The 23484-nt window shown below is 72.1% G+C and carries 22 protein-coding genes; 10 read left to right on the forward strand and 12 right to left on the reverse strand.

Annotation, left to right across the window (positions count from 1 at the left end; translation table 11 throughout):
• Positions 1-145: 145 nt before the first annotated feature.
• From ACS5PV_RS00720 to ACS5PV_RS00740, 5 genes are all read left to right on the forward strand, one after another.
• Positions 146-739: an amino acid kinase family protein gene (locus ACS5PV_RS00720; RefSeq protein ID WP_455393472.1), complete on the forward strand. Its 594-nt coding sequence runs from the start codon at positions 146-148 to the stop codon at positions 737-739.
• Complete coding sequence (locus ACS5PV_RS00725; RefSeq protein ID WP_455393473.1) at positions 736-2127, forward strand: DUF6513 domain-containing protein; 1392 nt, start codon at positions 736-738, stop codon at positions 2125-2127. Before ACS5PV_RS00720 ends, ACS5PV_RS00725 begins: the two co-directional genes overlap by 4 nt.
• A gap of 4 nt (positions 2128-2131) precedes the next feature.
• Positions 2132-2725, forward strand: coding sequence for a DUF447 domain-containing protein (locus ACS5PV_RS00730; protein WP_455393474.1), 594 nt, complete (start codon positions 2132-2134; stop codon positions 2723-2725).
• A gap of 61 nt (positions 2726-2786) precedes the next feature.
• Entirely contained in the window at positions 2787-3323 is a 537-nt protein-coding gene (locus ACS5PV_RS00735; protein ID WP_455393475.1) for an SRPBCC family protein, read from the forward strand.
• Between the two features lie 80 nt (positions 3324-3403).
• Positions 3404-4396, forward strand: a complete 993-nt coding sequence (locus tag ACS5PV_RS00740) for a YVTN family beta-propeller repeat protein (protein ID WP_455393476.1) — start codon at positions 3404-3406, stop codon at positions 4394-4396.
• A gap of 133 nt (positions 4397-4529) precedes the next feature.
• Here the strand turns inward: ACS5PV_RS00740 and ACS5PV_RS00745 are convergent, their stop codons facing one another.
• From ACS5PV_RS00745 to ACS5PV_RS00780, 8 genes are all read right to left on the reverse strand, one after another.
• Positions 4530-4805 (reverse strand): BrnA antitoxin family protein, encoded by a 276-nt coding sequence (locus ACS5PV_RS00745; protein ID WP_455393477.1) that lies wholly within the window; start codon positions 4803-4805, stop codon positions 4530-4532.
• Between the two features lie 871 nt (positions 4806-5676).
• Entirely contained in the window at positions 5677-6165 is a 489-nt protein-coding gene (locus tag ACS5PV_RS00750) for a hypothetical protein (protein WP_455393478.1), read from the reverse strand.
• A 183-nt stretch (positions 6166-6348) separates the two neighbouring features.
• A complete protein-coding gene (locus tag ACS5PV_RS00755; protein ID WP_455393479.1) occupies positions 6349-7239 on the reverse strand; it encodes a general secretion pathway protein GspK in 891 nt (296 codons plus the stop codon).
• Positions 7236-7865 carry a prepilin-type N-terminal cleavage/methylation domain-containing protein gene (locus ACS5PV_RS00760; protein ID WP_455393480.1) on the reverse strand — a complete coding sequence of 210 codons (630 nt, stop codon included), beginning with the start codon at positions 7863-7865 and terminating at the stop codon, positions 7236-7238. The genes ACS5PV_RS00755 and ACS5PV_RS00760 overlap by 4 nt, the downstream gene beginning before the upstream one ends.
• A gap of 101 nt (positions 7866-7966) precedes the next feature.
• Positions 7967-8368, reverse strand: coding sequence for a type II secretion system protein (locus tag ACS5PV_RS00765; protein ID WP_455393481.1), 402 nt, complete (start codon positions 8366-8368; stop codon positions 7967-7969).
• On the reverse strand, positions 8365-8814 hold the full coding sequence (locus tag ACS5PV_RS00770; RefSeq protein WP_455393482.1) for a pilus assembly FimT family protein: 450 nt from the start codon (positions 8812-8814) through the stop codon (positions 8365-8367). The genes ACS5PV_RS00765 and ACS5PV_RS00770 overlap by 4 nt, the downstream gene beginning before the upstream one ends.
• Positions 8814-9293, reverse strand: coding sequence for a prepilin peptidase (locus ACS5PV_RS00775; protein ID WP_455393483.1), 480 nt, complete (start codon positions 9291-9293; stop codon positions 8814-8816). Before ACS5PV_RS00775 ends, ACS5PV_RS00770 begins: the two co-directional genes overlap by 1 nt.
• The gene (locus ACS5PV_RS00780) at positions 9293-10369 is read right to left on the reverse strand and encodes a hypothetical protein (protein ID WP_455393484.1); all 1077 of its coding nucleotides are present in this window, start codon (positions 10367-10369) and stop codon (positions 9293-9295) included. The genes ACS5PV_RS00775 and ACS5PV_RS00780 overlap by 1 nt, the downstream gene beginning before the upstream one ends.
• 212 nt (positions 10370-10581) lie before the next feature.
• Between ACS5PV_RS00780 and gspG the strand changes: the two genes are divergently transcribed.
• Together gspG and gspD are read left to right on the forward strand one after the other, a co-directional pair.
• A complete protein-coding gene (gspG, locus tag ACS5PV_RS00785) occupies positions 10582-11049 on the forward strand; it encodes a type II secretion system major pseudopilin GspG (protein WP_455393874.1) in 468 nt (155 codons plus the stop codon).
• 376 nt (positions 11050-11425) lie between these two features.
• A complete protein-coding gene (gene gspD / locus ACS5PV_RS00790) occupies positions 11426-13792 on the forward strand; it encodes a type II secretion system secretin GspD (RefSeq protein ID WP_455393485.1) in 2367 nt (788 codons plus the stop codon).
• 138 nt (positions 13793-13930) lie between these two features.
• Here the strand turns inward: gspD and ACS5PV_RS00795 are convergent, their stop codons facing one another.
• Positions 13931-15949 carry a protein meaA gene (locus ACS5PV_RS00795; protein ID WP_455393486.1) on the reverse strand — a complete coding sequence of 673 codons (2019 nt, stop codon included), beginning with the start codon at positions 15947-15949 and terminating at the stop codon, positions 13931-13933.
• Between the two features lie 201 nt (positions 15950-16150).
• Here ACS5PV_RS00795 and ccrA point away from each other — a divergent pair, with 201 nt between their 5' ends.
• The 3 genes from ccrA (at position 16151) to ACS5PV_RS00810 (ending at position 19661) form a co-directional block, all read left to right on the forward strand.
• Positions 16151-17461 (forward strand): crotonyl-CoA carboxylase/reductase, encoded by a 1311-nt coding sequence (gene ccrA / locus ACS5PV_RS00800; protein WP_455393487.1) that lies wholly within the window; start codon positions 16151-16153, stop codon positions 17459-17461.
• Between the two features lie 137 nt (positions 17462-17598).
• Positions 17599-18201 carry a 3-isopropylmalate dehydratase small subunit gene (gene leuD / locus ACS5PV_RS00805; RefSeq protein WP_455393488.1) on the forward strand — a complete coding sequence of 201 codons (603 nt, stop codon included), beginning with the start codon at positions 17599-17601 and terminating at the stop codon, positions 18199-18201.
• Between the two features lie 260 nt (positions 18202-18461).
• Positions 18462-19661 carry a lytic murein transglycosylase gene (locus ACS5PV_RS00810; RefSeq protein WP_455393489.1) on the forward strand — a complete coding sequence of 400 codons (1200 nt, stop codon included), beginning with the start codon at positions 18462-18464 and terminating at the stop codon, positions 19659-19661.
• A gap of 337 nt (positions 19662-19998) precedes the next feature.
• Here ACS5PV_RS00810 and ACS5PV_RS00815 read toward each other — a convergent pair whose 3' ends face one another.
• From ACS5PV_RS00815 to lnt, 3 genes are all read right to left on the reverse strand, one after another.
• Positions 19999-21219, reverse strand: a complete 1221-nt coding sequence (locus ACS5PV_RS00815) for an MFS transporter (protein WP_455393490.1) — start codon at positions 21217-21219, stop codon at positions 19999-20001.
• Between the two features lie 138 nt (positions 21220-21357).
• Positions 21358-21786, reverse strand: a complete 429-nt coding sequence (locus ACS5PV_RS00820; protein ID WP_455393491.1) for a helix-turn-helix domain-containing protein — start codon at positions 21784-21786, stop codon at positions 21358-21360.
• Positions 21783-23483, reverse strand: a complete 1701-nt coding sequence (gene lnt, locus ACS5PV_RS00825; protein WP_455393492.1) for an apolipoprotein N-acyltransferase — start codon at positions 23481-23483, stop codon at positions 21783-21785. Before lnt ends, ACS5PV_RS00820 begins: the two co-directional genes overlap by 4 nt.
• Position 23484 lies beyond the last annotated feature (1 nt).

Below are 23484 nucleotides of genomic sequence, written 5' to 3' on the forward strand. Positions count from 1 at the left end.
GAGACCCCCTCACCCTCGCTCCGGCGTCGCCTCCGCTTGCTGCATCCCCTGAACGGGGACGCAGCCCTCTCCCCGCCAGCGGGGAGAGGGGAAGCCCGCGTCCTTCCTTCGACTTGGGCAGCCCTGAAGGCATAGGGCGCACAGCATGAGCCAGGCTCTCACCGTCGTGAAAGTCGGCGGCAGCCTCGTGGGCGACCGGGCCCGGCTGCGTCGGCTGCTCGGCGCCCTCGCGGACGGGGCCGAGGGGCCGGTGGCGATCGTGCCGGGCGGCGGCGCCCTGGCCGATGCGGTGCGGACGACGCAAGCCGCCCTCGGCTTTCCGGACCCCCTCGCCCACCGGCTGGCGCTCGACGCGATGGCCGGCATGGCCCGGATCTTTTCCGCCCTGGAGCCGCGCCTCGTGGTGACGGGGAAGCCCGGCGATACCCTCGCGGCGGGCCGCGCGCCGGTCTGGGATCCGTCGGCACTCAAGAACGGCCATCCGGAGATCCCGGAGAGCTGGGACGTCACCTCGGACAGCCTGGCGCTCTGGCTCGCCACCCGCCTCGGCGCCGCGGGCTGCCTGCTGGTGAAATCCGCCGATCCCCCGCCGAGAGCCGGGCCGGCGGATCTCGCCCGCGCCGGCCTCGTCGATGCCGCCTTCCCGGGCTTCGCGGCCCGTTTCCCCGGCCGGATCGTGCTGCGGGGCCCTGGCGGCGACCGGCTCTGCCGCGGGGCGCTCGCGGAGTGCGCGGCGTGAGGGAGCACCTCGTCTTCGTCACCGGGCGCCTCGCCAGGGCGCGGCTGGAGAGGATCGCCGCCGCCTTGCCGCCGGAGCGCTTCGCCTGGACCATCGCCGATGCCGGCGTGAAGGTCGCGGCGCTGATGACCGAGGAGATCATCCGCCGCCGGGTGACGGTGCCGGAGGGCGCGACGCGGATCGTCCTGCCCGGGCGTTGCCGGGCCGACCCGGCGGCGCTGGCCGCGCATTTCGGCCTGCCGGTCGAGCGCGGGCCGGACGAGATCGTCGACCTGCCGGTCTTCCTCGGGCTCGCCGGACGCAAGGTCGACCTGTCGCGCCACGAGGTGCGGATCTTCTCCGAGATCGTCGACGCCTCGCGGCTCACGCCCGACGAGATCCTGACCCGCGCCCGGGGCCTCGCCCGGCGCGGGGCCGACGTGATCGACCTCGGCGGGCTGCCCGACACGCCCTTCCCACACCTCGCCGACACCGTGCGGCTCCTGAAATCGGATGGGTTGCGGGTCAGCGTCGACTCGTTCTCGCCCGACGAGTTGCGCCAGGGCGCGACGGCCGGCGCCGATTTCCTGCTCAGCCTCAACGAGGACAGCCTCGACCTCGCCTTCGAGACCGACGCGGTGCCGGTGCTGGTGCCCGTGCGCCCCGACGACCTGCCCTCCCTCGACCGGGCGATCGAGCGGATGCAGCGGGCGGGCCGTCCCTTCATCGCCGACCCGATCCTCGAGCCGATCCATTTCGGCTTTGCCGCCTCGCTGGTGCGCTACCACGAGACCCGGCGCCGCCACCCCGACATCGCCATGATGATGGGCACCGGCAACCTGACCGAGCTCACCGAGGCCGACAGCCTCGGGGTGACGGCGCTGCTGATGGGGGTGTGCTCGGAACTGTCGATCGGCAACGTGCTGATCGTGCAGGTCTCGCACCACACCCGCCGCACGGTCGAGGAGCACGACGCCGCCCGCCGGGTGATGTACGCGGCCAAGGCCGACGCCGCCCTGCCCAAGGGCTACGGGCGCGCGCTCCTCAGCTTGCACGACAAGCGCCCCTACACCCAGACGCCCGAGGAGATCGCGGGCCTCGCCGCCGCGGTGCGCGACCCCAATTACCGGGTCGCGGTGGCCGAGGACGGGGTCCACGTCTACAACCGCGACATCCACAAGGTGGGACGCGACGCGATGGCGTTCTTCCCCGATCTCGGCGTCGAGGCGGACGGCGCCCACGCCTTCTATCTCGGCGGCGAATTGACCAAGGCCGAGCTGGCCTGGCGGCTCGGCAAGCGCTACGTCCAGGACGAGGCGCTGGACTGGGGCTGCGCGCTCGACGGCGAGGTGGAGGACACCACCCGCTTCAAGGCCCCGGGCCACACGCGCCACAGCGGGAAACGTTAAGCCCGTGCCGCTGATCCGCGAGACCATCGTCACCACCGCTGCCGCCGACGGGGCCCTGCACCTGGTGCCGTTCGGGCTGATCCAGGACGGCGAGGATTACTGGGTCGCGCCGTTCCGGCCCTCGCCGACCATCGCCAACCTGGAAGCCGTGCCGTTCTTCGCCGCGGCCGCGCCCGCCGACATCCGGGTGATCGCTGGCTGCGTCACCGGCCGGCGCGACTGGGCGACCGTGCCGTCCAGCGCCATCCCGGTGCCGCGGCTCGCCGAGGCCTACGGCCACATGGAATTGCAGGTGGTGGAGGTGCGCGACGACCCCGTCCGCCCGCGCTTTCGCGGCCGGGTGGTGCACGAGGCGGCGCACCGGCCGTTCCTCGGCCACAACCGGGCGGTGAACGCGGTGCTGGAGGCGGCGATCCTGTCGACGCGCCTGCACCTGCTGGCGCCCGAGACGGTGCTGGCCGAACTGCACCACCACCGCATCGCAGTCGCCAAGACGGCCGGGCCCGCCGAGCGCGAGGCCTGGAACTGGATCGCCGCGAAGGTCGCGGGCGCCCTGCCGCAGGCGGCCGCCGCGTCCCTCGCGGTCGACGACGCGTGAGACCTCACGCGGGTCTGAAAATCGGCGTCGAGAACGACGCCGCGTTGAGAGGAGACACCCGATGAAGCGCATCCTCGCGGCCGCCCTCGTCGCCGCCTTCGCGGCGGCGCCCGCCACGGCCCACGGTCCGACCCGCAAGAAGGTCGAGGAGAAGGTCACGATCAACGCGAGCCCTGACAAGGTGTGGGCCGTGGTCGGCAATTTCCAGGACATGAGCTGGCTGCCGCCGGTCGAGAAGACCGAGGGCAAGGGCGGCAACGAGATCAAGGCCACCCGCACCCTCACGCTCAAGGGCGGCGCCACCGTCGACGAGGAGCTGTACAAATACTCGGCCGAGCAGAAGAGCCTGTCGTACCGGATCAACAAGGTCGACGTGAAGGTGCTGCCGGTCAACAACTACTCCTCGACGATCAAGGTCGAGCCGGCCGAGGACGGCAAGGCGTCGGAGGTGGTGTGGGACGGCGCGTTCTACCGTGGCTACATGAACAACGATCCGCCGCCCGAACTGAACGACGAGGCGGCGATGAAGGCGGTCAAGGCGCTCTATCGCGCCGGCCTCGACAACCTGAAGGCGAAGATCGAGAAGGGCAACTCGTGAGACCAGAGGTCATTGAAAATGCCCTTTGGTGCCATTCTCGCATTGTCGCTAAGCTTCTTGCTTGGTGTCGACAATGCGAGATGGACCAACGGCCCGATGCGTCAGCATCCTGGGCCGTTGCCAGGAACAACGCCCGGCCTCTCGCCGGGCTCTGCCTGCTGGTCGGGATCGGCCTTTGGCCGCTCCCTTCCCGGGCGGCGGAGGCCTTCCTCACCGCGCAGAATTCCGACACGGTCGACGTGGTCGATCTCGGCCTCGCCAAGGTGGTGGCGACGATTCCCGTCCCGGGCGCGCCGGCCGGCATCGCCCTGTCGCCGGATCGCTCCCGGGTCTACGTCACCGCGCCGGAGGGCAAGGCGCTGGTGGTGATCGACGCGGCGTCGCGGCGGGTCGAGCGCACGGTGGCGCTCGGCGGCGGGCCGCTCGGGGTCGGGGTGAACCCGGTGAGCGGCGCGGTCTACGTCGCCGACTGGTACGCCAGGCGCCTGTGGGAGATTGACCCGGGGAGCTTCGCGGTGGTGGCCGAGATCCCGGTCGGAACCTCGCCGTCGGGCCTCGCGGCGACGCCGGACGGCAGGTTCCTGCTGGCGGCGGACCGGGACGACGACGCCCTCTCCCTCGTCGACACCGCGACGCGCCAGCGGGTCGCGGTGATCCCGGTCGGCACGCGGCCGTTCGGCGTCACGATCGACGCCGAGGGCCGGCGCGCCTATTGCGCCAATGTCGGCTCGAACGACGTCTCGGTCGTCGACATCGCGACGCGCCGGGAGATCGGCCGGGTCGCGGTCGGCGAGCGGCCCTACGCGGTGGCACTCGCGGGAGGGCGCGCCTTCGTCACCGACCAGTATGGCGGCACGGTCAGCACCTTCGACGCCGCCACCCTGGCGCCGGGACCCCGGCTCGCGGTCGGCGAGTATCCGGAGGGCATCCAGGCGAGCCCGGACGGGAGGAGCGTCTACGTGGCGAACTGGGAATCGAACACCCTCACGGTGATCGATGCCGCGTCCCTGACGGTGACCGGGACGGTGAAGACCTCGGACGGGCCGCGGGCCTTCGGGCAGTTCCTGCGCTGACGGATGGCGGAGAAACCCGCTCGCGGATCGGCACGGAGGGATAGTTCGACGCGAACGGGTTCGTCACCAGCCCGCCCTCGGCCCGCGCCGGGGCAGCCAGCAGCAGCAGGAGACCTGCGAGCCGCAGCCGCATCTAGAGGCCGGCCGCCTTGCGCAGGGCGGCGTTGATGCGCTCCTGCCAGCCCGGCCCGTCCTCCTGGAAGTGGTCGAGCACGTCGCGGTCGAGGCGCAGGGACACGGTCTCGCGGACGCCCGGCACGGTCGTCTTCACGGCGGTCTTCGTGGCGCTCGTCGTGGCACCCTTGGCCTCGGGGCCTGGGCCCTCCGGCACCTTGCGGGTCACGGCGCGGAACGCCGCCTCGGCGGCCTGCCGGGGATCGCTGCCGCGGCGGAAACGATCTGATGTCATCGAGGTCCTCCTGCGGAGGGCCCTACCACGGCGCAGGCCAACACGGAAACGAGGCCCCGCCCACGACAAAGGCCCGCCGGCGCACCGACGAGCCTTGAGGAGGCAGGGTCCACGTTTCAGGGTGCGGGTAGTTTGGCACGGTACGATTACGATGGCCGTCTCGGCCCCGTACCGTATTCAGCCCGCCCTGGAGCCACTATCCCTGTCGATAGAAGTCCGGTGGCGTGTCCTGGTCACCGGTATCGGTACTTGTCGCGCGAGGGCTGCAACCTTGAGATCTCATGGCGACCTCCTCGAGTTCGTCTCGACAGTGACTATGCTGCCCCCGCCGGGAGAGATGGTCAAGACGGATTCGTCGCCGGCGGCACCCGATCTTTGCGGCGGATCGAAAACTTAACGGCAGGTAAGAATTCCGCGCCGGCGCCGGGCGATCACGCCACCGCCGAAGGCGCGGCGGCTCTCATGACCAGCGCCGCCCCCCAAACGACGAAGGCCCGCCGGCGCACCGACGAGCCTTAAGAGGCAGGGTCCACGTTCCAGGGTGCGGGTGGTTTGGCACGGTACAATTACGATGGCCGTCTCGGCCCGGTACCGTATTCAGCCCGCCCTGGAGCCACTATCCCTGTCGATAGAAGTCCGGTGGAGTTTCCTGGTCACCGGCATCGGTATGTGTCGCGTGAGGGCTGCAACCTTGAGAATTCATGGCCACCTCCTCGAGTTCGACTCGACGAGGACTATGCTGCCCCTTGCCGGAGGGATGGTCAAGAGGGATGTGTAGCCGACTTTTTTGTGCTGCCGCGCTGGAACAAAACTTAAGGAAAGGTTGAGGGCGCGCGGCCGGGCCGTCGCGCCCTCCCCGTCCCGCCGGGGTTCAGACGACGTGCAGGATGGCGTCCTTCATCACCCGGGCGACCACGTCGCAGGTGAGCGCGCTGGCGGCGCAGTGGGTGACCTGCCGGTCGAAATGGTCGTGGTCGAGGCGCGGATCGCAGGCGCTGGCGAGGAAGTAGCCGGCATCCGTGATGCTCATCACGTAGACGTCCGAGGCCTGGCCGGTGTGGCGGTTGATCAGCATGAACTGGGTGTAGGCCTGCTCGAAGTCGGGCCGGCCGCGCAAGGAAGGCCCGCGCTCGATCAGCACCCCGTGAGGCTCGAGCTGGCTGCCGGCCGCCTCCAGCACTTCGGCGACGATGTCGCGCAGGAGCGCGACGCGCTGCGCGTCCTCCGCCGAGAGCGGCGTCTCGGCCGACGGTTCCGGCACGGCGGAAGCCTCGCGGCGGCGGCGCTGCTCCTCGAAGAAGCTGCCGAAATCCGACAGCACCACGTCCGGGCACCGGGGAACCGCCCTGGTCTCCGTCATCGCACCGCGCTCCTTGTCGTCGCTCGAATCGTTGTCTCTCGAGTCGGTCCAGCAGTTCGTCCGAAGCTCAACTCATAGGGGCGCCCGGTAGATCCTGCGCGATCCCGAGCGACGCACGGTCCTGGCGGCCGGTTTCCCTCGGATACGCTGCCCCGGACTTGCGCGGGGCCTGTCCGCACCACGTCAGGGACTGGAGCCGAGGGCCGCCGCGATCGGCGCGCAAGCCGGGTGGCCGATGCCGCCGCCGACCTCCGCCGCCACGGTCTGCTGCCAGATCAGGAAGCCGCCGCCGCCGAGGTTGAGCACCGCCGAGCGCCCGGCCCGGGCACGGCCCTCCTCGACCACGACAGAGAGGCGAAACACCTGCCGCGGCGACGGTACCGGCCCGGCGGAGCCCGGCAGCGCGCGGATCGCCGAGGGGTTTGCCCGCCGCACCAGGGCGGCGAGGTCGAAGCGGCCGGTCTCGTTGTAGGTCGTCAGCACCGGCCGCAGGCGCGCGGCGAGGGCCGGCGTCATCGCGGGCAGGCGGTCGACCTCGTCGATGCTGGCGAAGGGCGCGTTGCGTGGCCCCCAGGGCAGGCCGCGGGCGCGGTATTGCGGCAGCTCGGCGCCGCCGCCCGGCTCGGGCGTGTCGTCCGGGTCGCGGTAATCGACGATCTCGGCCGCGAGCGTCAGCGCATCCCGGTCCGGCACGCCGAGGAGCCGGAACGCCTCCTCCATCGCCGGGCGCGGCGTGGCGTTGAGGTCGATCAGGGTGCCCTGGTCCTGGAGCGACAGGTAGGCGGTGCGCCCCGGTCCGAGCGGGCAGGCGGTGACGGTGCCGTCCTGCGGCAGCTCGGTGCCGGAGCGGCGGTAGGTGCGCCCGAGGTCGAGCTCGTAGGCGATCAGGCGGGCGATGCCGTCCGCCGCGCCCTGGAGCCGCACCGCCTCGGCCCGGGCCTGGGCGAGGCCGGTGGCCGAGCGCACCTGCAGGACCGCCGCCGCCAGCACCGCGCCGACGACGATGAAGATCGCCAGCACGGAGAGCAGCACGAAGCCGGCCTCGTCGGCGTGCGGCCCGGCCGGGTCGCTCACGGGCCGGCGTCGAGGGCGATCAGGAGGGGGGGCCATCGGCGGCTGTCCGCGGGAGGAAAGGCGACCTGGATCTCGACGAGGAGGGGCGGCCGGTCCGGCCGCGACCAGGCCGGCAGCCAGAGCGGGGCGGCGCCGTCGGCGGGAGCGCCGTAGTAGCGAAGCGCGAGGCCGGCGATTCGCCCGAGGATCGCCTCGTGGCTCGCCGCCGCCTGGCCCGGGGGTGCCTCGGCCTCGCTGCGGCTTTCCAGGAGGTCGAAGGCGCCGCCGCCGGTAGGGACTTGCGCCAGCGTCAGGGCGATCTCGGTCGGGCGCTCCAGGGTCTGGTCGGGGGCAAGCGCCGCCACGAGCCCGTCGGGCCCGCCGCGCAGGGTCGGCCGGCGGCCGTCGGGGCGGCCATCGGGGCGGCGTTGGGCGAGGCTGCCGAGGGTGCGCCGCAGGTGGTCGCGGACCGACTGCACCTCCTCGGCCCCCGCCGCCCGCGCCGCCGCGGCCGAGGCGCCGCCGGCGATCCGCACCGCGTTGAGCAGCAGCACCCCGATCAGCCCGGCGAGCGCGAGGCAGACCAGGGTCTCGACCAGGGTGAACCCGGCCTGCCGCGCGGCCACCGCGCCGGACATCCGGCTCATACGAAATCCGATCGATCGCTTCGCGATGCGGATTTCGGCTTCGCTCAGGCGCCGCGCTGGCTTGCCGATACGAATTCCGAACGGATCGTCCGGAACTCGTATCATTCCTGCTTCCCCGGGATCAGCGTGGCGTAGATCGTCGCCCCCGAGGCGCCCGTCACTCGCAGCTGCCAGAGCGGCGGCACGCGGCCGAGGCGCAGGGCCGGGCGCAGGTCGGCGATCGCGAGGATCCACGGCGTGCCGTCCGAGAACGCGCCCTGGATCAGGCCCGGTTGCAGCGGCCCCGCGGCGAGCCGGCGCAGGACGACGCCCTCGGCCTCGTCGGCGGCGACGCGGCTCGCCTCGATGCGCCGGACCGCCGCCGCCGCCGTGCCGGCGATCTGGAACGCCATGATGGTCGCGGCGGCGGCGATGCCGAAGGCCACCAGCACCTCGACGGTGGTGAAGCCGTCCTCGCCGCGCGGCCTCCTCCGCCGACGCCGCGCGGGGATGGTCGCGCTCATGGCCCGTCCTCCCGCCGCACCCGGCCGGTGAGCGCGCTGACCGCGAGCGCCCGCCGCGTCCCGCCCCCGGCGAGCAGGATCCGCCCGCCGGTCGAGCTGCCGTCGGGCAGGAGCCGCACCTCCCCCGGCACCGGCCGGCCGACCGGGCCGGGCTCGACGGCGACCGCAAGGCCGCCGACCGGGATCGGCGCCGCGCCGGGGCGGGAGCTGACGAAGAGGCGGCCTTGCGGCTCGAAGGCGAGGCGCCCGGCCCGGCCGGAGCGGATCGCCTCGGCCCGCAGCCGGCCGATCTCGGCCGCGACGGTCTCGGAGACGAGCAGGGTGCGCCGGTCGAGGGCGCCGGGGCCGAGGGACTGGAACGCGACGCCCGCGGCGAGGCCCAGGATCGCCATCGTGACCAGCATCTCGACGAGCGTGAAGCCCGCCTGTCCCCCGTTCGCGCCCATCAGCCGGCCGGCCCGATCAGCAGGGCGGCGTGGAGGCCGAGCGCCAGGAACGGCCCGAACGGCAGGGCGGTCTCGCGCCCGACGGCCCGGCCGGCGAGCGCCAGCATCCCGACCGCCGCCAGCGCCGAGAGGCTCGCCGCCAGGACTACGACCGGCAGGCCGGCGAGCCCGGTCCAGGCGGTGGCGGCGGCGAGAAACTTGACGTCGCCGAGGCCGAGCCCGATCCGGCCGCTCGCCCAGGCGTGCAGGGCGCGTAGCGCCCAGAACAGCCCGTAGGCGAAGCCGGCCTGCGCGAGGCCGAATCCGATCCCCTCCGCCCCGTCCCGCCAGCCGGCGAGGCCGAGGCCGAGGAGGAGGAGCCCGAGGTTGAGCGCGTCCGGGATGATGCGGCGGCGCAGGTCGATCAGGCTCGCCGGCAGCGTCAGCGGCAGCGGCAGCAGGGCCGGCAGCACCGTGCCGGCGAGCAGGGCGGCCGACATCACGCCCGTCCGGCCGCGCGGGCCCGGGCCGGTGCCGGCGCGAGGATCCGGTCGGCGGGGATCCGGGCCCGGCCGGGACGCGCCGGCGCCGCGACGGGTGCCGGGGGGGGCGGGGCGGGGCTCGCCTCGGCAGGGCGCGCCGCGGGCGCGGCGAGCATGGCCGCGGGCCCGGCCAGGGCTGCCGCAGGCGAACGATGGACCGGCGCCGGCAGAGCGAGAGCCGCCGCGGTCTCGGCGAGGGTGGCCCCGGGCTTGCCGACGCGGATCGCGGACTCGGCCAGGAGGTCCGCGGGTGCCGGCATCGGCGCGGGCTCGGGGGCTTGCTCCCGCGAGATCTTGGCCTGCCGCACGCTCCACTCGCGCAGGTGCAGCCAGTAAAAGTAGGCCGCCAGCGACGCCACCATGACCCCGGTCACCCATAGGGCCAGCAGCAGGCTGGCGGGCACCCGGCCGTTCAGCTCGCGCATCAGCCCGAGGGCGAAGGCGGTGTACCAGGACACGCCGGACACCGCGCCCGAGACCAGGAAGATGCCGGTGCGCATGCCCGACACCCCGTCGAGCATCGGCCGGCCGATGTCGCGCAGCACGCCAGGCAGCACCACGGCGTGGATGACGAGGCCGTTGATGGTGAGCGCCAGCACCACCACGAGCTTGGCCCAGAGCTTCGGGTTGTCGAATTTCTCCGGCGATTCCAGCGCGTAGACGGCGAGGAAGCCGAGGCCCGAGAGCCAGAGCAGGCCGAGGCCGACTGACACGACCTTGCTGACGAACAGGAAGATGCGGGCGATCTCGCCCGGCAGGCTGCCCCAGCGCATCCAGCGCAGGATCCAGAAGTCGAGCATCGTGGCGCCGCCGAGGCCGAAGGACAGGCCGATGAGGTGCAGGGCGACGAGCAGCGTCAGCACGCGGACCGGCGGGAACGGTGCCGGCAGCGGCACGACCAGCGGCTCGGCGGCGAGCGCGCCGCCGCTGAGGAGGCCCGCGAGCACGAGCCCCGCGACCGCCAGCCCGGCGATCCTTCGGCCGCGTCGGCGGCGCTCCCCCGCGCGGGCCGCGTGTCCGGCTGAGCGGTCCATGCCTCTCCCCTGCCCTGCCTTGGAAAAAAGTCCTCGCCCGAACGCCCCTGCCGCAAGGCCTCGCGGTCGCGAGCCCCGATCCTCGCCGGAATTGGATAACAAATCCCGACCGCGGGATGCGTCGCCGCCCGGTCAGGACCGGCAGTGAGGGCTTCTTTACGAAGAGACGGCACCCTGGCGCGCGGATCGTCCACTCGCCCCGAGGCCGCATGATGCTCACCACAACGCAACCGGATCGCGGCGAGCCGCGAGAGATCCGGCCCGACGACCGGCGGAACCGTCAGGCGGGGTTCTCCCTGGTCGAGTTGCTCGTCGTCCTGGCGATCATCGGCATGATCGCCACCATGGTGACGCCGCAGGTGCTGGGCTATCTCGGCCGCGCCAAGGGCGAGACGGCGCGCATCCAGGTCAAGAACATCGCCCAGGCGGTCGAGCTGTACTACCTCGACCTCGGCGCCTACCCGACCTCGCAGCAGGGCCTCCAGGCGCTGGTGCAGCCGACCGGCCCGGGCTGGCGCGGCCCCTACGTCCGCGACGCCCGCGGCCTCACCGACCCGTGGGGCCACGCCTACCTCTACCGCTCCCCGGGGACCGCCGGCGTCCCGTTCGAGGTCTACAGCCTCGGCGCCGACGGCAAGGCCGGCGGCAACGGCGACCAGGCCGACGTCGCCAGCAACTGACGCGATGCTCGGCAGGGACCGTGAGACGACACGGCTCACCCTGCCGTCCCACGGTCGTACACCTCATCGCGGCCAGTGTTCCTGTCGTTCCTGCCAGTCTATCCCGCGGGACATGCAGTGCGCTGCCGGCTCGGCCCGCTAACGCGCCGCGGTTGCCTCGTCCGGGCATGCCGGTCGTGCTGGCCGTTCATTGCTGACGCAGTGCCGATAGCCGTCCGGACCGGTGAAGCGCTCCGGCAGGCCGTGCGCGCAGGCGGCGGAGGGAGCCTGCGACCATTGCCGAAGACCGGCGGACGCCCCCCTCTCAACCCCGCATTAACCATAACTCCCCTAGCGTTCGCCTGGTGAGCTAGCAGGCGACGGGGACGGCGGGGTGATGATCAGAGGTGCGCCTGTCCTCGCCCTGGCGCTCGCCTGCAGCTGGTCCGCCCCCGCCCGTGCCGCCGAACCGATCGGGCCCGGATATGCCGGCGCCCGCGATACCGGGGCCCTGGTCCTGCGCGGCGACGACCGGTTGATCGGCGGCGAGGCCCCGGCCCGGGAGCCGATCGCCGGCGGGCCGGTGAGCCTCAACCTCGTCGAGGTGCCGCTGCCGGTGGCCGCCAAGGCGGTCTTCGCCGACACGCTCGGCTGGGGCTACAGCCTGGACGAGCGCGCCTCCGGCACCATCACGCTCCAGACCGGCGGGCCGGTGAGCCGCGAGGCGCTGCTGCGGATGTTCGAGACGGCGCTCGCGAGCCGCGGCCTGTCGCTGCGCCGCTCCGGTCGCAGCGTGCAGATCGTGCCGGCGGGGGCCGCCCCCGACATCCGCCCGGTCCAGGGCGTGGGCGCCGAGGCGGGTGCGGTCGCGGTGCCGCTGCGCTGGATCTCGGCCGCCGAGATGCAGGCGATCCTCGGCTCGGTGGCGCCGCGCGAGGTGGTGCTGCGGGCCGACCGGGCGCGCAACCTGCTGATCCTCTCGGGCGATGCCAACCAGATCCGGATCTTGCGCCAGACCATCGCGGTGTTCGACGTCGACTGGATGCGCGGCATGTCGACCGCGATGGTGCCGGTGCGCAGCACCAACCCGGTGGCGCTCGCCCGCGACCTGACCCAGATCTTCGGCGGCGAGACCGCCGGCACCGGCGACGTGATCCGATTCATCCCCAACGAGGCGCTGAACGCGATCCTGGTGGTGAGCTCGCGCGCCGCCTATCTCGACCGCGCCCGGGCAATCCTGGAGCAGCTCGAGACCCTCGCGGCCGACCGCGAGCGCCAGCTCTTCGTCTACCGGATCCAGAACCGCTCGGCGAAGGAGCTCGCCGGCGTGCTCCAGGGCGTGGTGATGGCCGAGATGGGCGGCGCCTACGGCATGGCGGGGATGGGCGGCGGCCTCGGGGGGGGCCTGGGTGGCGGCTATGGCGGTACGTCCGGGGCCTACGCCGCGATGGGCGGCGGGTATGGCGGCGGTTTGGGGAACGGCTCGGGCGGGGGCCCCGGTGGTGCGGCGGGCTTCGGCGGCGGCTCGGGTAGCGGCCTCGGCGGGGGCTCGGGCTCCCTGGCGGGCGCTGCCCCGGGGAGCGGATCGCAGGGAGGTGCTGCGGGCGGCGCCTCCCCGTCGGGCTCGGGCTGGGCCGCGGCCGGCGATCCCGCTGCCGGCGGGGCGGGCCTCGGCGCCTCGGGCGGGCTCGGGATGTTCGGCGGGGGCGGGTATGGCGGCGGCTACGGCGGCGGGCTCGATCCGGGCTTCTCGGGCGCCGGCGCCGGGATGCGGCGGGACGCCATCGGCATTGTCGCGGACGACGCCAACAACAGCCTGGTGATCTCGGCCACCCGCAACCAGTACGACAAGATCCTGCGCATCCTCGGCCGCCTCGACGCGATGCCGACCCAGGTGCTGCTCGAGACGGTCATCGCCGAGGTGACGCTCAACGACAGCCTCGCCTTCGGCGTACAGTGGTTCCTCAAGGAGCGCGGCAGCCGCTTCAACCTCGCCAGCACCGACACCGACAAGAGTGCCGTGACGAGCGGTACGGCGGGGCTCATCACCTCGGCGATCCGCGGCGTGCCGGGCTTCAACTACCTGCTCGCCGGGACCGACTTCAACGTGGTGCTGAACGCGCTCCAGGGCGTGACCCGCGTCAACGTCATCTCCTCGCCCAACATCACGGTGCTCGACAACCGCACCGCCAAGCTCCAGGTCGGCGACCAGGTGCCGATCATCAAGCAGACCGGCCAGAGCGCGCTCACCGCCGGCGCGCCGATCCTCAACCAGATCGAGATGAAGGATACCGGCGTGATCCTCTCGGTCACCCCGCGGGTGAACAAGAACGGCCTCGTCGTGCTCGACATCAATCAGGAGGTCAGCGACGTCGTGCCCACCACGACCTCGGCGATCGACTCGCCCACCATCCGCCAGCGCCGGGTCGCCACCAGCGTCGCGGTGAGGGACGGGCACAGCCTCGCCATCGGCGGCATGGTGCAGGAGAAGGCGCAGATCACCAACGAGAACCTGCCGGTGCTGAGCGACCTGCCGGTGATCGGCTCGGCCTTCCGCAACCGGGTCGACCAGCGGGTCCGGACCGAGCTCCTGGTGTTCATCCGCCCGCGGGTGATCCGCGGCACCGCCGAGGCCGACCGCATCGCCGAGGATTTCCGCCAGCAGTTCCGCGCGATGATGCCGGTGCGCCCGGTGCTGCCGCCCCCGCCGCTGCCGGCCGCGCACGAGGGCTCGCAGGGGATCCTGCGGCGGATGCTGGATTGATACGAGGGCGGGCCGTCCTTGTCGCACCGACCGCGAGGGACGGGATCGAAGACCCCACCCCGCCGCCACCGCGATCACCCGCACCGGCCCCGAACCCGGCCCGGGAGAACGGACTTCCTCCCCCGGGCGTGCCCCGCGTCAGAACACCTCTTCCCGCCGCGGCGCCGCCTCCTCCGCCTCGCGCCGGGCGATCGAGCGCTCGACCACCTTGGCGAGGCCGACCATGATCGTGTCGAGGGCGTAGTCCTTCGGGGTGTAGATCGCCGCGACCCCCATGTTCTTCAGCACCAGCTCGTCCTCGGAGGAGATAATGCCGCCGACGACGACCGGGATGTGGTCGAGGCCTTCCTGGCGAAGCCGCGCCCGGACCTCGCGCACCAGCGGCACGTGCGAGCCCGACAGGATCGACAGGCCGATGATGTGGGCGCCCCGCTCGCGCGCCTTGGCGACGATCTCGGCCGGGGTCTGGCGGATGCCGTCGTAGGTCACGTCGAAGCCGACGTCGCGGGCGCGCAAGGCGATCTGCTCGGCGCCGTTCGAGTGCCCGTCGAGGCCGGGCTTGCCGACGACGAGCTTGGGCGCCTCGCCCAGACGCTCGCCGAGATCGGCGATGAGCAGCCGCGCCTCCTCGGCCGCCCCCGAGGTGACGGTCTCCGGCGTCACGCCGGTCGGCGCGCGGTACTCGCCGAAGACCTGGCGCAGGCGCTCGCCCCACTCGCCGGTGGTGACCCCGGCCTTGGCGCAGGCGATCGAGGCCGGCATCACGTTGCGGCCATCCCGCGCCGCGGCCTCGAGCTCGTCGAGGGCGGCGGCGACCGCCGCCGCATCGCGCTGCGCGCGCCAGGCCTTGATGCGGGTCTGCGCTTCCATCTCGACCGTCTCGGAGACGGTGAAGATCGCCCCGTCGCCGGCGGTGAGCGGCGAGGGCTCGCCGTTCTGGAACTTGTTGACGCCGACCACGACCTGCTCGCCGCGCTCGATCGCCGCGATGCGCTTGGCATTCGATTCGACCAGCGCCCGCTTCATCAGGCCGGTCTCGATCGCCGTCACCGCGCCGCCGAGCGCGCCGATGCGGGCGAGCTCCGCCCGGGTCTCGGTCTTCAGGGCCTCGACCTTGGCGTCGATGGCGGTCGAGCCGTCGAAGATGTCGTCGTATTCCAGGAGATCGGTCTCGAAGGCGAGGATCTGCTGCATCCGCATCGACCATTGCTGGTCCCACGGCCGCGGCAGCCCCAGCGCCTCGTTCCAGGCCGGCAGCTGCACCGCGCGGGCGCGCGCCCGCTTCGACAGGGTGACGGCCAGCATCTCGATCAGGATGCGGTGGACGTTGTTCTCCGGCTGCTGCTCGGTTAAGCCCAGCGAGTTCACCTGCACGCCGTAGCGGAAGATGCGCTTTCGCGGGTCGTCGATGCCGTAGCGGTCGCGGGTGATCTCGTCCCAGAGATCGCAGAACGCCCGCATCTTGCAGATCTCGGTGACGAAGCGCATGCCGGCGTTGACGAAGAACGAGATGCGCCCGACCACGTCGGCAAAGCTCGCCTCGTCGAAGGCGGGGTCGTCCCGCACCGTGTCGAGGACCGCGATGGCGACCGCCAGCGCGTAGGACAGCTCCTGGACCGGCGTCGCCCCCGCCTCCTGCAGGTGGTAGGAGCAGACGTTCATCGGGTTCCACTTCGGAACCTGGCTCGTCGTGAACAGGATCACGTCCTTGGTGAGCCTTAAGGAAGGCCCCGGCGGGAAGACGTAGGTGCCCCGCGACAGGTATTCCTTGATGATGTCGTTCTGCGTCGTGCCCTGCAGCGCCGAGAACGGCGCGCCCTGCTCTTCCGCCACCGCGAGATACAAGGCCAGCAGCCAGGGGGCCGTGGCGTTGATGGTCATCGAGGTGTTCATCTGCGACAGCGGAATGTCCTGGAACAGGGTCCGCATGTCGCCGAGATGCGCGATCGAGACGCCGACCTTGCCGACCTCGCCGCGGGCGAGCTCGTGGTCGGGGTCGTAGCCGGTCTGGGTCGGCAGGTCGAAGGCGACCGAGAGGCCGGTCTGCCCCTTGGCGAGGTTGCCGCGGTAGAGCGCGTTCGATTCCGCCGCCGTCGAGTGGCCCGCATAGGTGCGGATGATCCACGGCTTGTCGCGCTTGACGTCCGGTTCGCCCATCTCCCGCCCTCGCCCTTCGTTGTCCCGTCGCCCGCGGGTCCGGATGCCCGCCGCGGACCGGGATGGTAACCACACCCGGCTTGGCCGTCATCCTTGACGTAAGGCCGTCAAGTAGGCCACGCCGCCAAAAGGGCTATTGAGGCCCCCTGGAACGACGCTAGAATTCACGGTGCAGTGCATCATTTCAAGGGAGGGGACGTGATGGCAGCGAGCGCCGCGGTGGAACCGGTGGCCAAGGCTGGGCCCGACAAGGGCGGGCCTGAGCTGAAGGATCTGTACGAGATCGGCGAGATCCCGCCCCTCGGCCACGTCCCGTCGAAGATGTACGCCTGGGCGATCCGGCGCGAGCGGCACGGCCCGCCGGAAACCTCGATGCAGATCGAGGTGCTGCCGACCTGGTCGATCGGCGACGACGAGGTGCTCGTCCTCGTGATGGCCGCCGGCGTCAACTACAACGGCGTCTGGGCGGGCCTCGGCGAGCCGATCTCGCCGTTCGACGTCCACAAGGCCGACTTCCACATCGCCGGATCGGACGCCTCGGGCATCGTCTGGGCGGTCGGCGCCAAGGTGCGGCGCTGGAAGGTCGGCGACGAGGTCATCGTCCACTGCAACCAGGACGACGGCGACGACGAGGAGTGCAACGGCGGCGACCCGATGTTCTCGTCGACGCAGCGCATCTGGGGCTACGAGACCCCGGACGGCTCGTTCGGCCAGTTCTGCCGGGTGCAGTCGCGCCAGCTGATGCGGCGGCCCAAGCACCTGACCTGGGAGGAGAGCGCCTGCTACACGCTGACTCTCGCCACCGCCTACCGGATGCTCTTCGGCCACGCGCCGCACACGATCAAGCCGGGCCAGAACGTGCTGATCTGGGGCGCGTCGGGCGGCCTCGGCGTGTTCGGCGTGCAGCTCTGCGCCGCGGCCGGCGCCAACGCCATCGCGGTGATCTCCGACGAGTCGAAGCGCGACTACGTCATGAGCCTGGGCGCCAAGGGCGTCATCAACCGCAAGGACTTCAACTGCTGGGGCCAGCTGCCCAAGGTCAACTCGCCCGAGTTCAACGAGTGGACCAAGGAAGCGCGCAAGTTCGGCAAGGCGATCTGGGACATCACCGGCAAGGGCAACGACGTCGACATCGTGTTCGAGCACCCGGGCGAGGCGACCTTCCCGGTCTCGGCGCTGGTGGTGAAGCGCGGCGGCATGGTGGTGTTCTGCGCCGGCACGACCGGCTTCAACATCACCTTCGACGCCCGCTACGTCTGGATGCGCCAGAAGCGCATCCAGGGCTCGCACTTCGCCCACCTGAAGCAGGCGGCCGCCGCCAACCAGTTCGTCATCGACCGCCGGGTCGATCCGTGCATGAGCGAGCTCTTTCCCTGGGACAAGATCCCGGAGGCCCACACCAAGATGTGGAAGAACCAGCACGCGCCGGGCAACATGGCGGTGCTGGTGAACTCGCCGCGGCCGGGCCTGCGGACCTTCGACGACGTGCTGGAGCTGTCGGGGTCGCGCTGACGCGGTTTCGCTGACGCGGACTCGGTTTCGCCGGCGCGGCCTGCGCTTCCCGCCGCATCGGCGACTTGCTAGAACACCTCCGAACTGACGCCGCGCGGGGCCACACCCCGCGCGGCGCGCATCTCGGGCGAAGATCAATGGAAAAGTTCACCGTGCTGGAGGGCGTCGCGGCGCCGCTGCCGATCGTCAACGTCGACACCGACCGCATCATCCCCAAGCAGTACCTCAAGACGATCAAGCGCACCGGCCTCGGCAAGGGCCTGTTCTCCGAGATGCGCTACCGCGACGACGGCTCGGAGAACCCCGACTTCGTCCTCAACCAGCCGGCCTACCGCAACGCCAAGATCCTGGTGGCGGGCGACAATTTCGGCTGCGGCTCCTCGCGCGAACACGCGCCGTGGGCGCTCGCCGATTTCGGCATCCGCTGCATCATCTCGACGAGCTTTGCCGACATCTTCTTCAACAACAGCGCCAAGAACGGCATCCTGCTGATCACGGTGAGCCCGGAGGACCTGGAAAAGCTCCTCGACGACGCCGATCGCGGCGCCAACGCGACGCTGACGATCGACCTCGAGAACCAAGTCATCAAGGGCCCGGACGGCGGCACGCTGCACTTCGACATCGATCCGGGCCGCAAGCACAACCTCGTCAACGGCCTCGACGACATCGGCCTGACCCTCGAGAAGGCGCCGGCGATCGACGCCTACGAGCAGAAGCTCGCCGAGCGGCCCTGGGCCTGAGCGCCCCCTCGGGTGGGCTGACCGACCTGCGACCCTCCGTGTCATCCCGGGGCCGCGCAGCGGAACCCGGGATGACACGGAGAGGTGGCAGCCCACGTCGGCTTGGCCGACGGTCTCCTCACGAAAATAATCCCGCCGGGCCGGAGGGCGGTTCGCCGCGGCGGATCCTCCTCCGGTCGCCGGTTCCGTCAGGTTTTTGTTAACCCTGATGCCGCCCTATTCCGGTGCTCGGATCGGCGAAACGGGAGAGACTTCTGCTCATGACGCGGCGCGCGACCCTCAAGGCCGCCACCCTGCTCTGCCTCGCCGGGATCGGCCTGCCGCAGGCGGCGCTGGCGGATTTCCGCTCCTGCCTCGCCGGGATCGGCCAGGACGCGGCGGCGGCCGGCGTGTCGCCGGCGGCGTTCCAGGCGGCCACGGCCGGCATCGCCTTCGACGACAAGGTGATCGAGCTGTCCCAGGCCCAGCCCGAGTTCAAGACCCCGATCTGGGACTACATGGCCGCCCTCGTCGACGACGAGCGGGTCGATGACGGCCGCGCCGCCATGCGCCAGCACGGCAACGCCCTGGCCCAGGCCGAGGCGCGCTACGGCGTCGACCGCTACACCATCGCGGCGGTGTGGGGCGTCGAATCGAATTTCGGCAAGAACCTCGGCAAGATGCCGCTGGTGCAGTCGCTCGCGACGCTGGCCTGCGGCGGCACCCGCCGGCGCGAGTTCTTCCGCAGCGAACTGATCGCCACCCTCAAGATCATCGACCGGGGCGACATCGCGCCCGAGCGCCTGACCGGCTCCTGGGCCGGCGCCTTCGGCCAGACCCAGTTCATGCCGACCACCTACCAGCGCCTCGCGGTCGACCTCGACGGCGACGGGCGCCGCGACGTGGTCGATTCGGTGCCGGACGCGGTCGGCTCCACCGCCAACTTCCTGCGCGTCGCCAAGTGGCACAACGGCCAGCCCTGGGGCTACGAGGTGCGGCTGCCCTCCGGCTTCAACGTCGCGGCGGCGGGGCGCAAGAACAAGAAGCCGGTGGCGCACTGGGCGTCGCTCGGCGTCACCCGGCTCGACGGCCGGCCGCTCTCGGCCGAGGGGCCGGTGGGCATCCTGGCACCGGCCGGCGCCAACGGCCCGGCCTTCCTGGTGACCAAGAACTTCGACGCGATCTACTCCTACAACGCCGCCGAGTCGTACGGGCTCGCCATCGCGGTCCTCTCCGACCGCCTGCGCGGCAAGGCCGGCGTGCAGACCGCCTGGCCGACCGACGACCCGCCCCTGTCCCGGGCCGAGCGCCGCAGCCTCCAGAGCGCGCTCGCCGCCCGCGGCTACGACGTCGGCGAGCCCGACGGCCGGGTCGGCGCCAAGACCCGCGAGGCGATCAAGGACATCGAGCGCCGCCTCGGCATGCCGCAGACCGGGCGGCCGGGGGCGAAGGTGCTCGAGGCGCTGGTGCGCGGCAACTGACAAGTTGCTGAGTTAAGCCGGTGTAGTTCGAATCCTCCGCGTCATCCCGGGGCCGCGGCAGCGGAACCCGGGATCCATAACCGCCGACGGCTCAGGACGAGGCGGGCCGCGATCCGCTTGGTCTGGCACCCCTCAGCGGTCGTGGATCCTGGGTTCTCGCTTGCAGCGAGCCCTAAGCAGACTTGCGTTGGCAGGCCGACGCTTCGTCCGCTTAGATTCTTGTTTTGCCGCAGATTTTTGGCGCCGAACCGGCAACCACTTCGGCGATATCTGCTTAGGACGACGCGGAGAGATGTCGGCCAGTCGGCCAGCCGTCGATGTCTGGGGGTCGCCTCTTTCAGACCCGCACCGTCCGGTCCCGCGCCGCGAACAGCCCGAAGCTCCCGGCCGACAGGCACAGGATCGCATAGAGCAGGGCCGGCAGGCCCCATCCGCCGCTCAGGTCGTGCACAATGCCGACCAGGAACGGCCCGAGGGCGGCAAAGCAGTAGCCGACGCCCTGCGCCATGGCGGAGAGCTCGGCGGCGGCGCGGGGATCGCCGGCGCGCAGCACGATCAGCGTGAGGGCAAGGCCGAAGCAGCCGCCGAGGCCGAGGCCCAGCAGCAGCGCGAAGCCCCAGGCCAGCGCCAGCGGGCCGAGCAGGAGCCCGGTGAAGCCGACGAGCGGCAGGCTGACCACCAGCACCACCCAGGGGCGCTGGTCGGGCCGGCGCGCGGCGAGGGTCGGCACCACGAGGGCGAGCGCGCCCTGCGCCAGCGCCGAGACCGAGGCGACGAGCCCAGCGGTCACGAGGTCGAAGCCCCGGTCGACCAGGGCGGCGGGCAGCCAGCCAAACACGATGTAGGCGAGCGACGATTGCAGGCCCATGAAGGCGGTGACCTGCCAGGCCAGCGGGTCGCGCCAGAGCCGGCCGCTCGGCCGCGCGGCCGTGCCGGAGGGCAGCGGCCGGCCGCGCACGAAGGGCAGCCAGGCGGCGGCGGCGACGAGAGCCGGCGCGGCCCACAGCATCAGGGCGCCGTCCCAGCCGAGGTCGAGGGCGCGGCGCGCCGGCACGGTGAAGCCGGCCCCGGCGGCGGCGCCCAGGCACAGGAGCGCGGTGTAGAGCCCGGTCATCAGCCCGGCCCGGTCGGGAAAGTCGCGCTTGACGATGCCGGGCAGGATCACCCCGACGATCCCGATCGCCGCGGCGGCGACCACCGAGCCGAGGAAGAGCAGCGGCACCCCGCCGAGGCCGCGCAGGCCCAGGCCGAGCGCCAGCACCACGAGCGCCGCCAGCACGCCGGCATCCGGCCCGATGCGCCGCACCAGAAGCGGTGCGAGGCGGCCGAACACCCCGAGGCACAGGACCGGCAGGGTGATGAGAGCCCCGGCGAGCGCGCCGGACAGGCCGGTCTCGGCCCGGATGCCGGGCAGGAGCGGACCGACGCTCGACAGGGCGGGCCGGAGGTTGAAGGCGACCAGCATCAGCCCGAGGCCGATCAGGACCGGATGGAAGCCGGGCTCCGCCCTTCCCGGCCGCGCGCGCTGCGCGCCGGGCTCCCGTTCGATGCTCCGCAAGGCCATCCCTCCCCGTCGCGCCTGCGCGCGAGTGCGTCGCGCGTGTCGCGCGCGTTCGGGAGGGTCATACCGCGGCGGCGCCGGGGTGGGCAGCGCAACCTGTGCAATCCCGGTCCGCGGGCGGCCTCGTGCCGATCCTCACTCCGTGGCGGCGGACGCCGCGGTGGCGGTACCGGTGCCGATCGCCTCGACGAGGCTGATGATGCGCCGGCGCACCTGATGGTCGGTGATACGCTGGAAGGCGCGCACCAGTTGCAGGTCCTGGCTGGTCCAGAACACGTCGTGGGCGGCGATGTCGGAGTCGGGCTCCGTCGCCGCCTCGTCGCGTCCGCCGTCCTGGCGCGGCGCCCCTTCGTAGAAGAAGCTCACCGGCACGCTCAGCATGTCGGCGATCTGGCGCAGCCGGCTGGCGCTGATCCGGTTGGTTCCCTTCTCGTATTTCTGGATCTGCTGGAACGTCACGCCGAGGGCATCGCCCAGCTTTTCCTGGCTCACGCCGATGAGAAGCCGCCTGACACGCACGCGGTGCCCGACATGACGATCAACCGGATCGGGTGCCTTCTTCACATTGACGCTCCGCGGGGCGGGACGGGCGCGCGCCGAACGCGCGCCGCCAGGGCCATTGCTCCGCACCCTAAGAGCATGATGATGAAAAAGACATCTCCGAATCGTACGTACGCTGTGCTTTCCCTAAGGTTTCTCGGCAGGTTGCGATCGAGGACGCCCTCGGTGCCGACGGACAACATGCCCGTCACGCGTCCGTAAGGATCGACCACGGCGCTGATCCCGGTATTGGCGGCGCGCACGAGAGGAATTCCTTCCTCCACCGCGCGCAGGCGCGCCTGCGCGAAGTGTTGGCGCGGGCCGGGCGTGTCGCCGAACCAGCCGTCGTTGGTGACGTTGAGGAGGACGCCCGGACGCTCCCGGTGCGAGGCGACGGCGCCGGGGAAGATCGCCTCGTAGCAGATCGAGGGCGCCACCGGCGGCAGGCCCGGCACCGCGAGCGGCGGCCGCTCGTGCGCCTCGCCGGCGGTGAAGCCCCCCGGCACCGCCACGAACTGCTTGAGGCCGAGCGCCCGCAGCAGGCTGTCGACCGGTCCCGGCAGGTACTCGCCGAACGGCACGAGGTGGAGCTTGTCGTAGCGTCCGCCGACGAGGCCGTCCTGCCCGATCATCAGGATCGAGTTGTAGAAGTGCAGCCGCTCGCCGGGCAGCGGCTCGTCGGCCCGGGCGGCGCCGGTGACGAGGAGCGTGCCGGAGGGCAGCGCGCTGCCGATCCGCCGCAGGGCCTGGGGATCGCGCTGGATCAGGAACGGGAACGAGGATTCCGGCCAGATCAGGTGGGTGACATCGCGCAGGCTCTGGCGGTCGGGCGCGGTGGCGCTGTCGCTGAGGCCCAGATACCGCTCGAGGATGCCCTCGCGGTTGCGCGGGTTGAAGCGGGCATCCTGCGGGATGTTGGCCTGGACGAGGCGCAGGCGCACGCCGGGCACCTCCGGCATCGGGCCGGCGGGCAGCCGCAGCGCCCCGCCGACGCCCAGGGCCGCGAGCACGAGGAGCGCGCCGGTAAGCGGTCCCCATCGCCGCGCGGGCCCGCCCGCATCGGCGAGGGTGGCGGGCGCCGCGGCGCAGAGCACCGCCAGCACGGTGAGCCCGTAGAGCCCGACGACCGAGGCCGCCTGCATCAGCCACAGGTTCTGGCCGAGCGCCATCCCGAGGGTGTTCCAGGGAAAGCCGGTGAACAGGTGGCCGCGCAGCCACTCGGCGCCGGCGATCCCGAAGGCGAGCGCGGCGATCCGGCCCGGGCCCGGCGACCACAGGAGACGCGCGACGGCGAAGCCCGCGCCGTAGAACAGCCCCAGGACCGCCGGCAGGCCGAGCACCCCGAGCGGCATCAGGTAGGCGAACTGGTCGGCCTCGACCAGGAAGGCGGCGCCGAGCCACCACAGGCCGGCGGTGAGGTAGCCGAAGCCCCAGGCCCAGCCGATCAGGCCGGCGGCTAGCGCCGTGCCGGCCCGCCTGCCGAGGCGCGAGGGGGCGGTGGCCGCCCCGTCGAGCAGCCACACCGCCGGCACCAAGGCGACGCAGAGGGCCGGCAGGATCCCGAAGGGCGGCATCGCCAGCGCCCCGCAGGCACCGGTGAGCCAGGCCAGGGCGAGGCGGGTCCAGCCCGCGGTGAGGGCGACGCGGTGGGCGAGCGGCGCCAGGCCGAAGCTCGCTGCCGGGACGGCGAGCGCCGCCCCGCCGGTATCGGTGTCGTGCATG

This window comes from Methylobacterium sp. Gmos1, assembly GCF_053764715.1.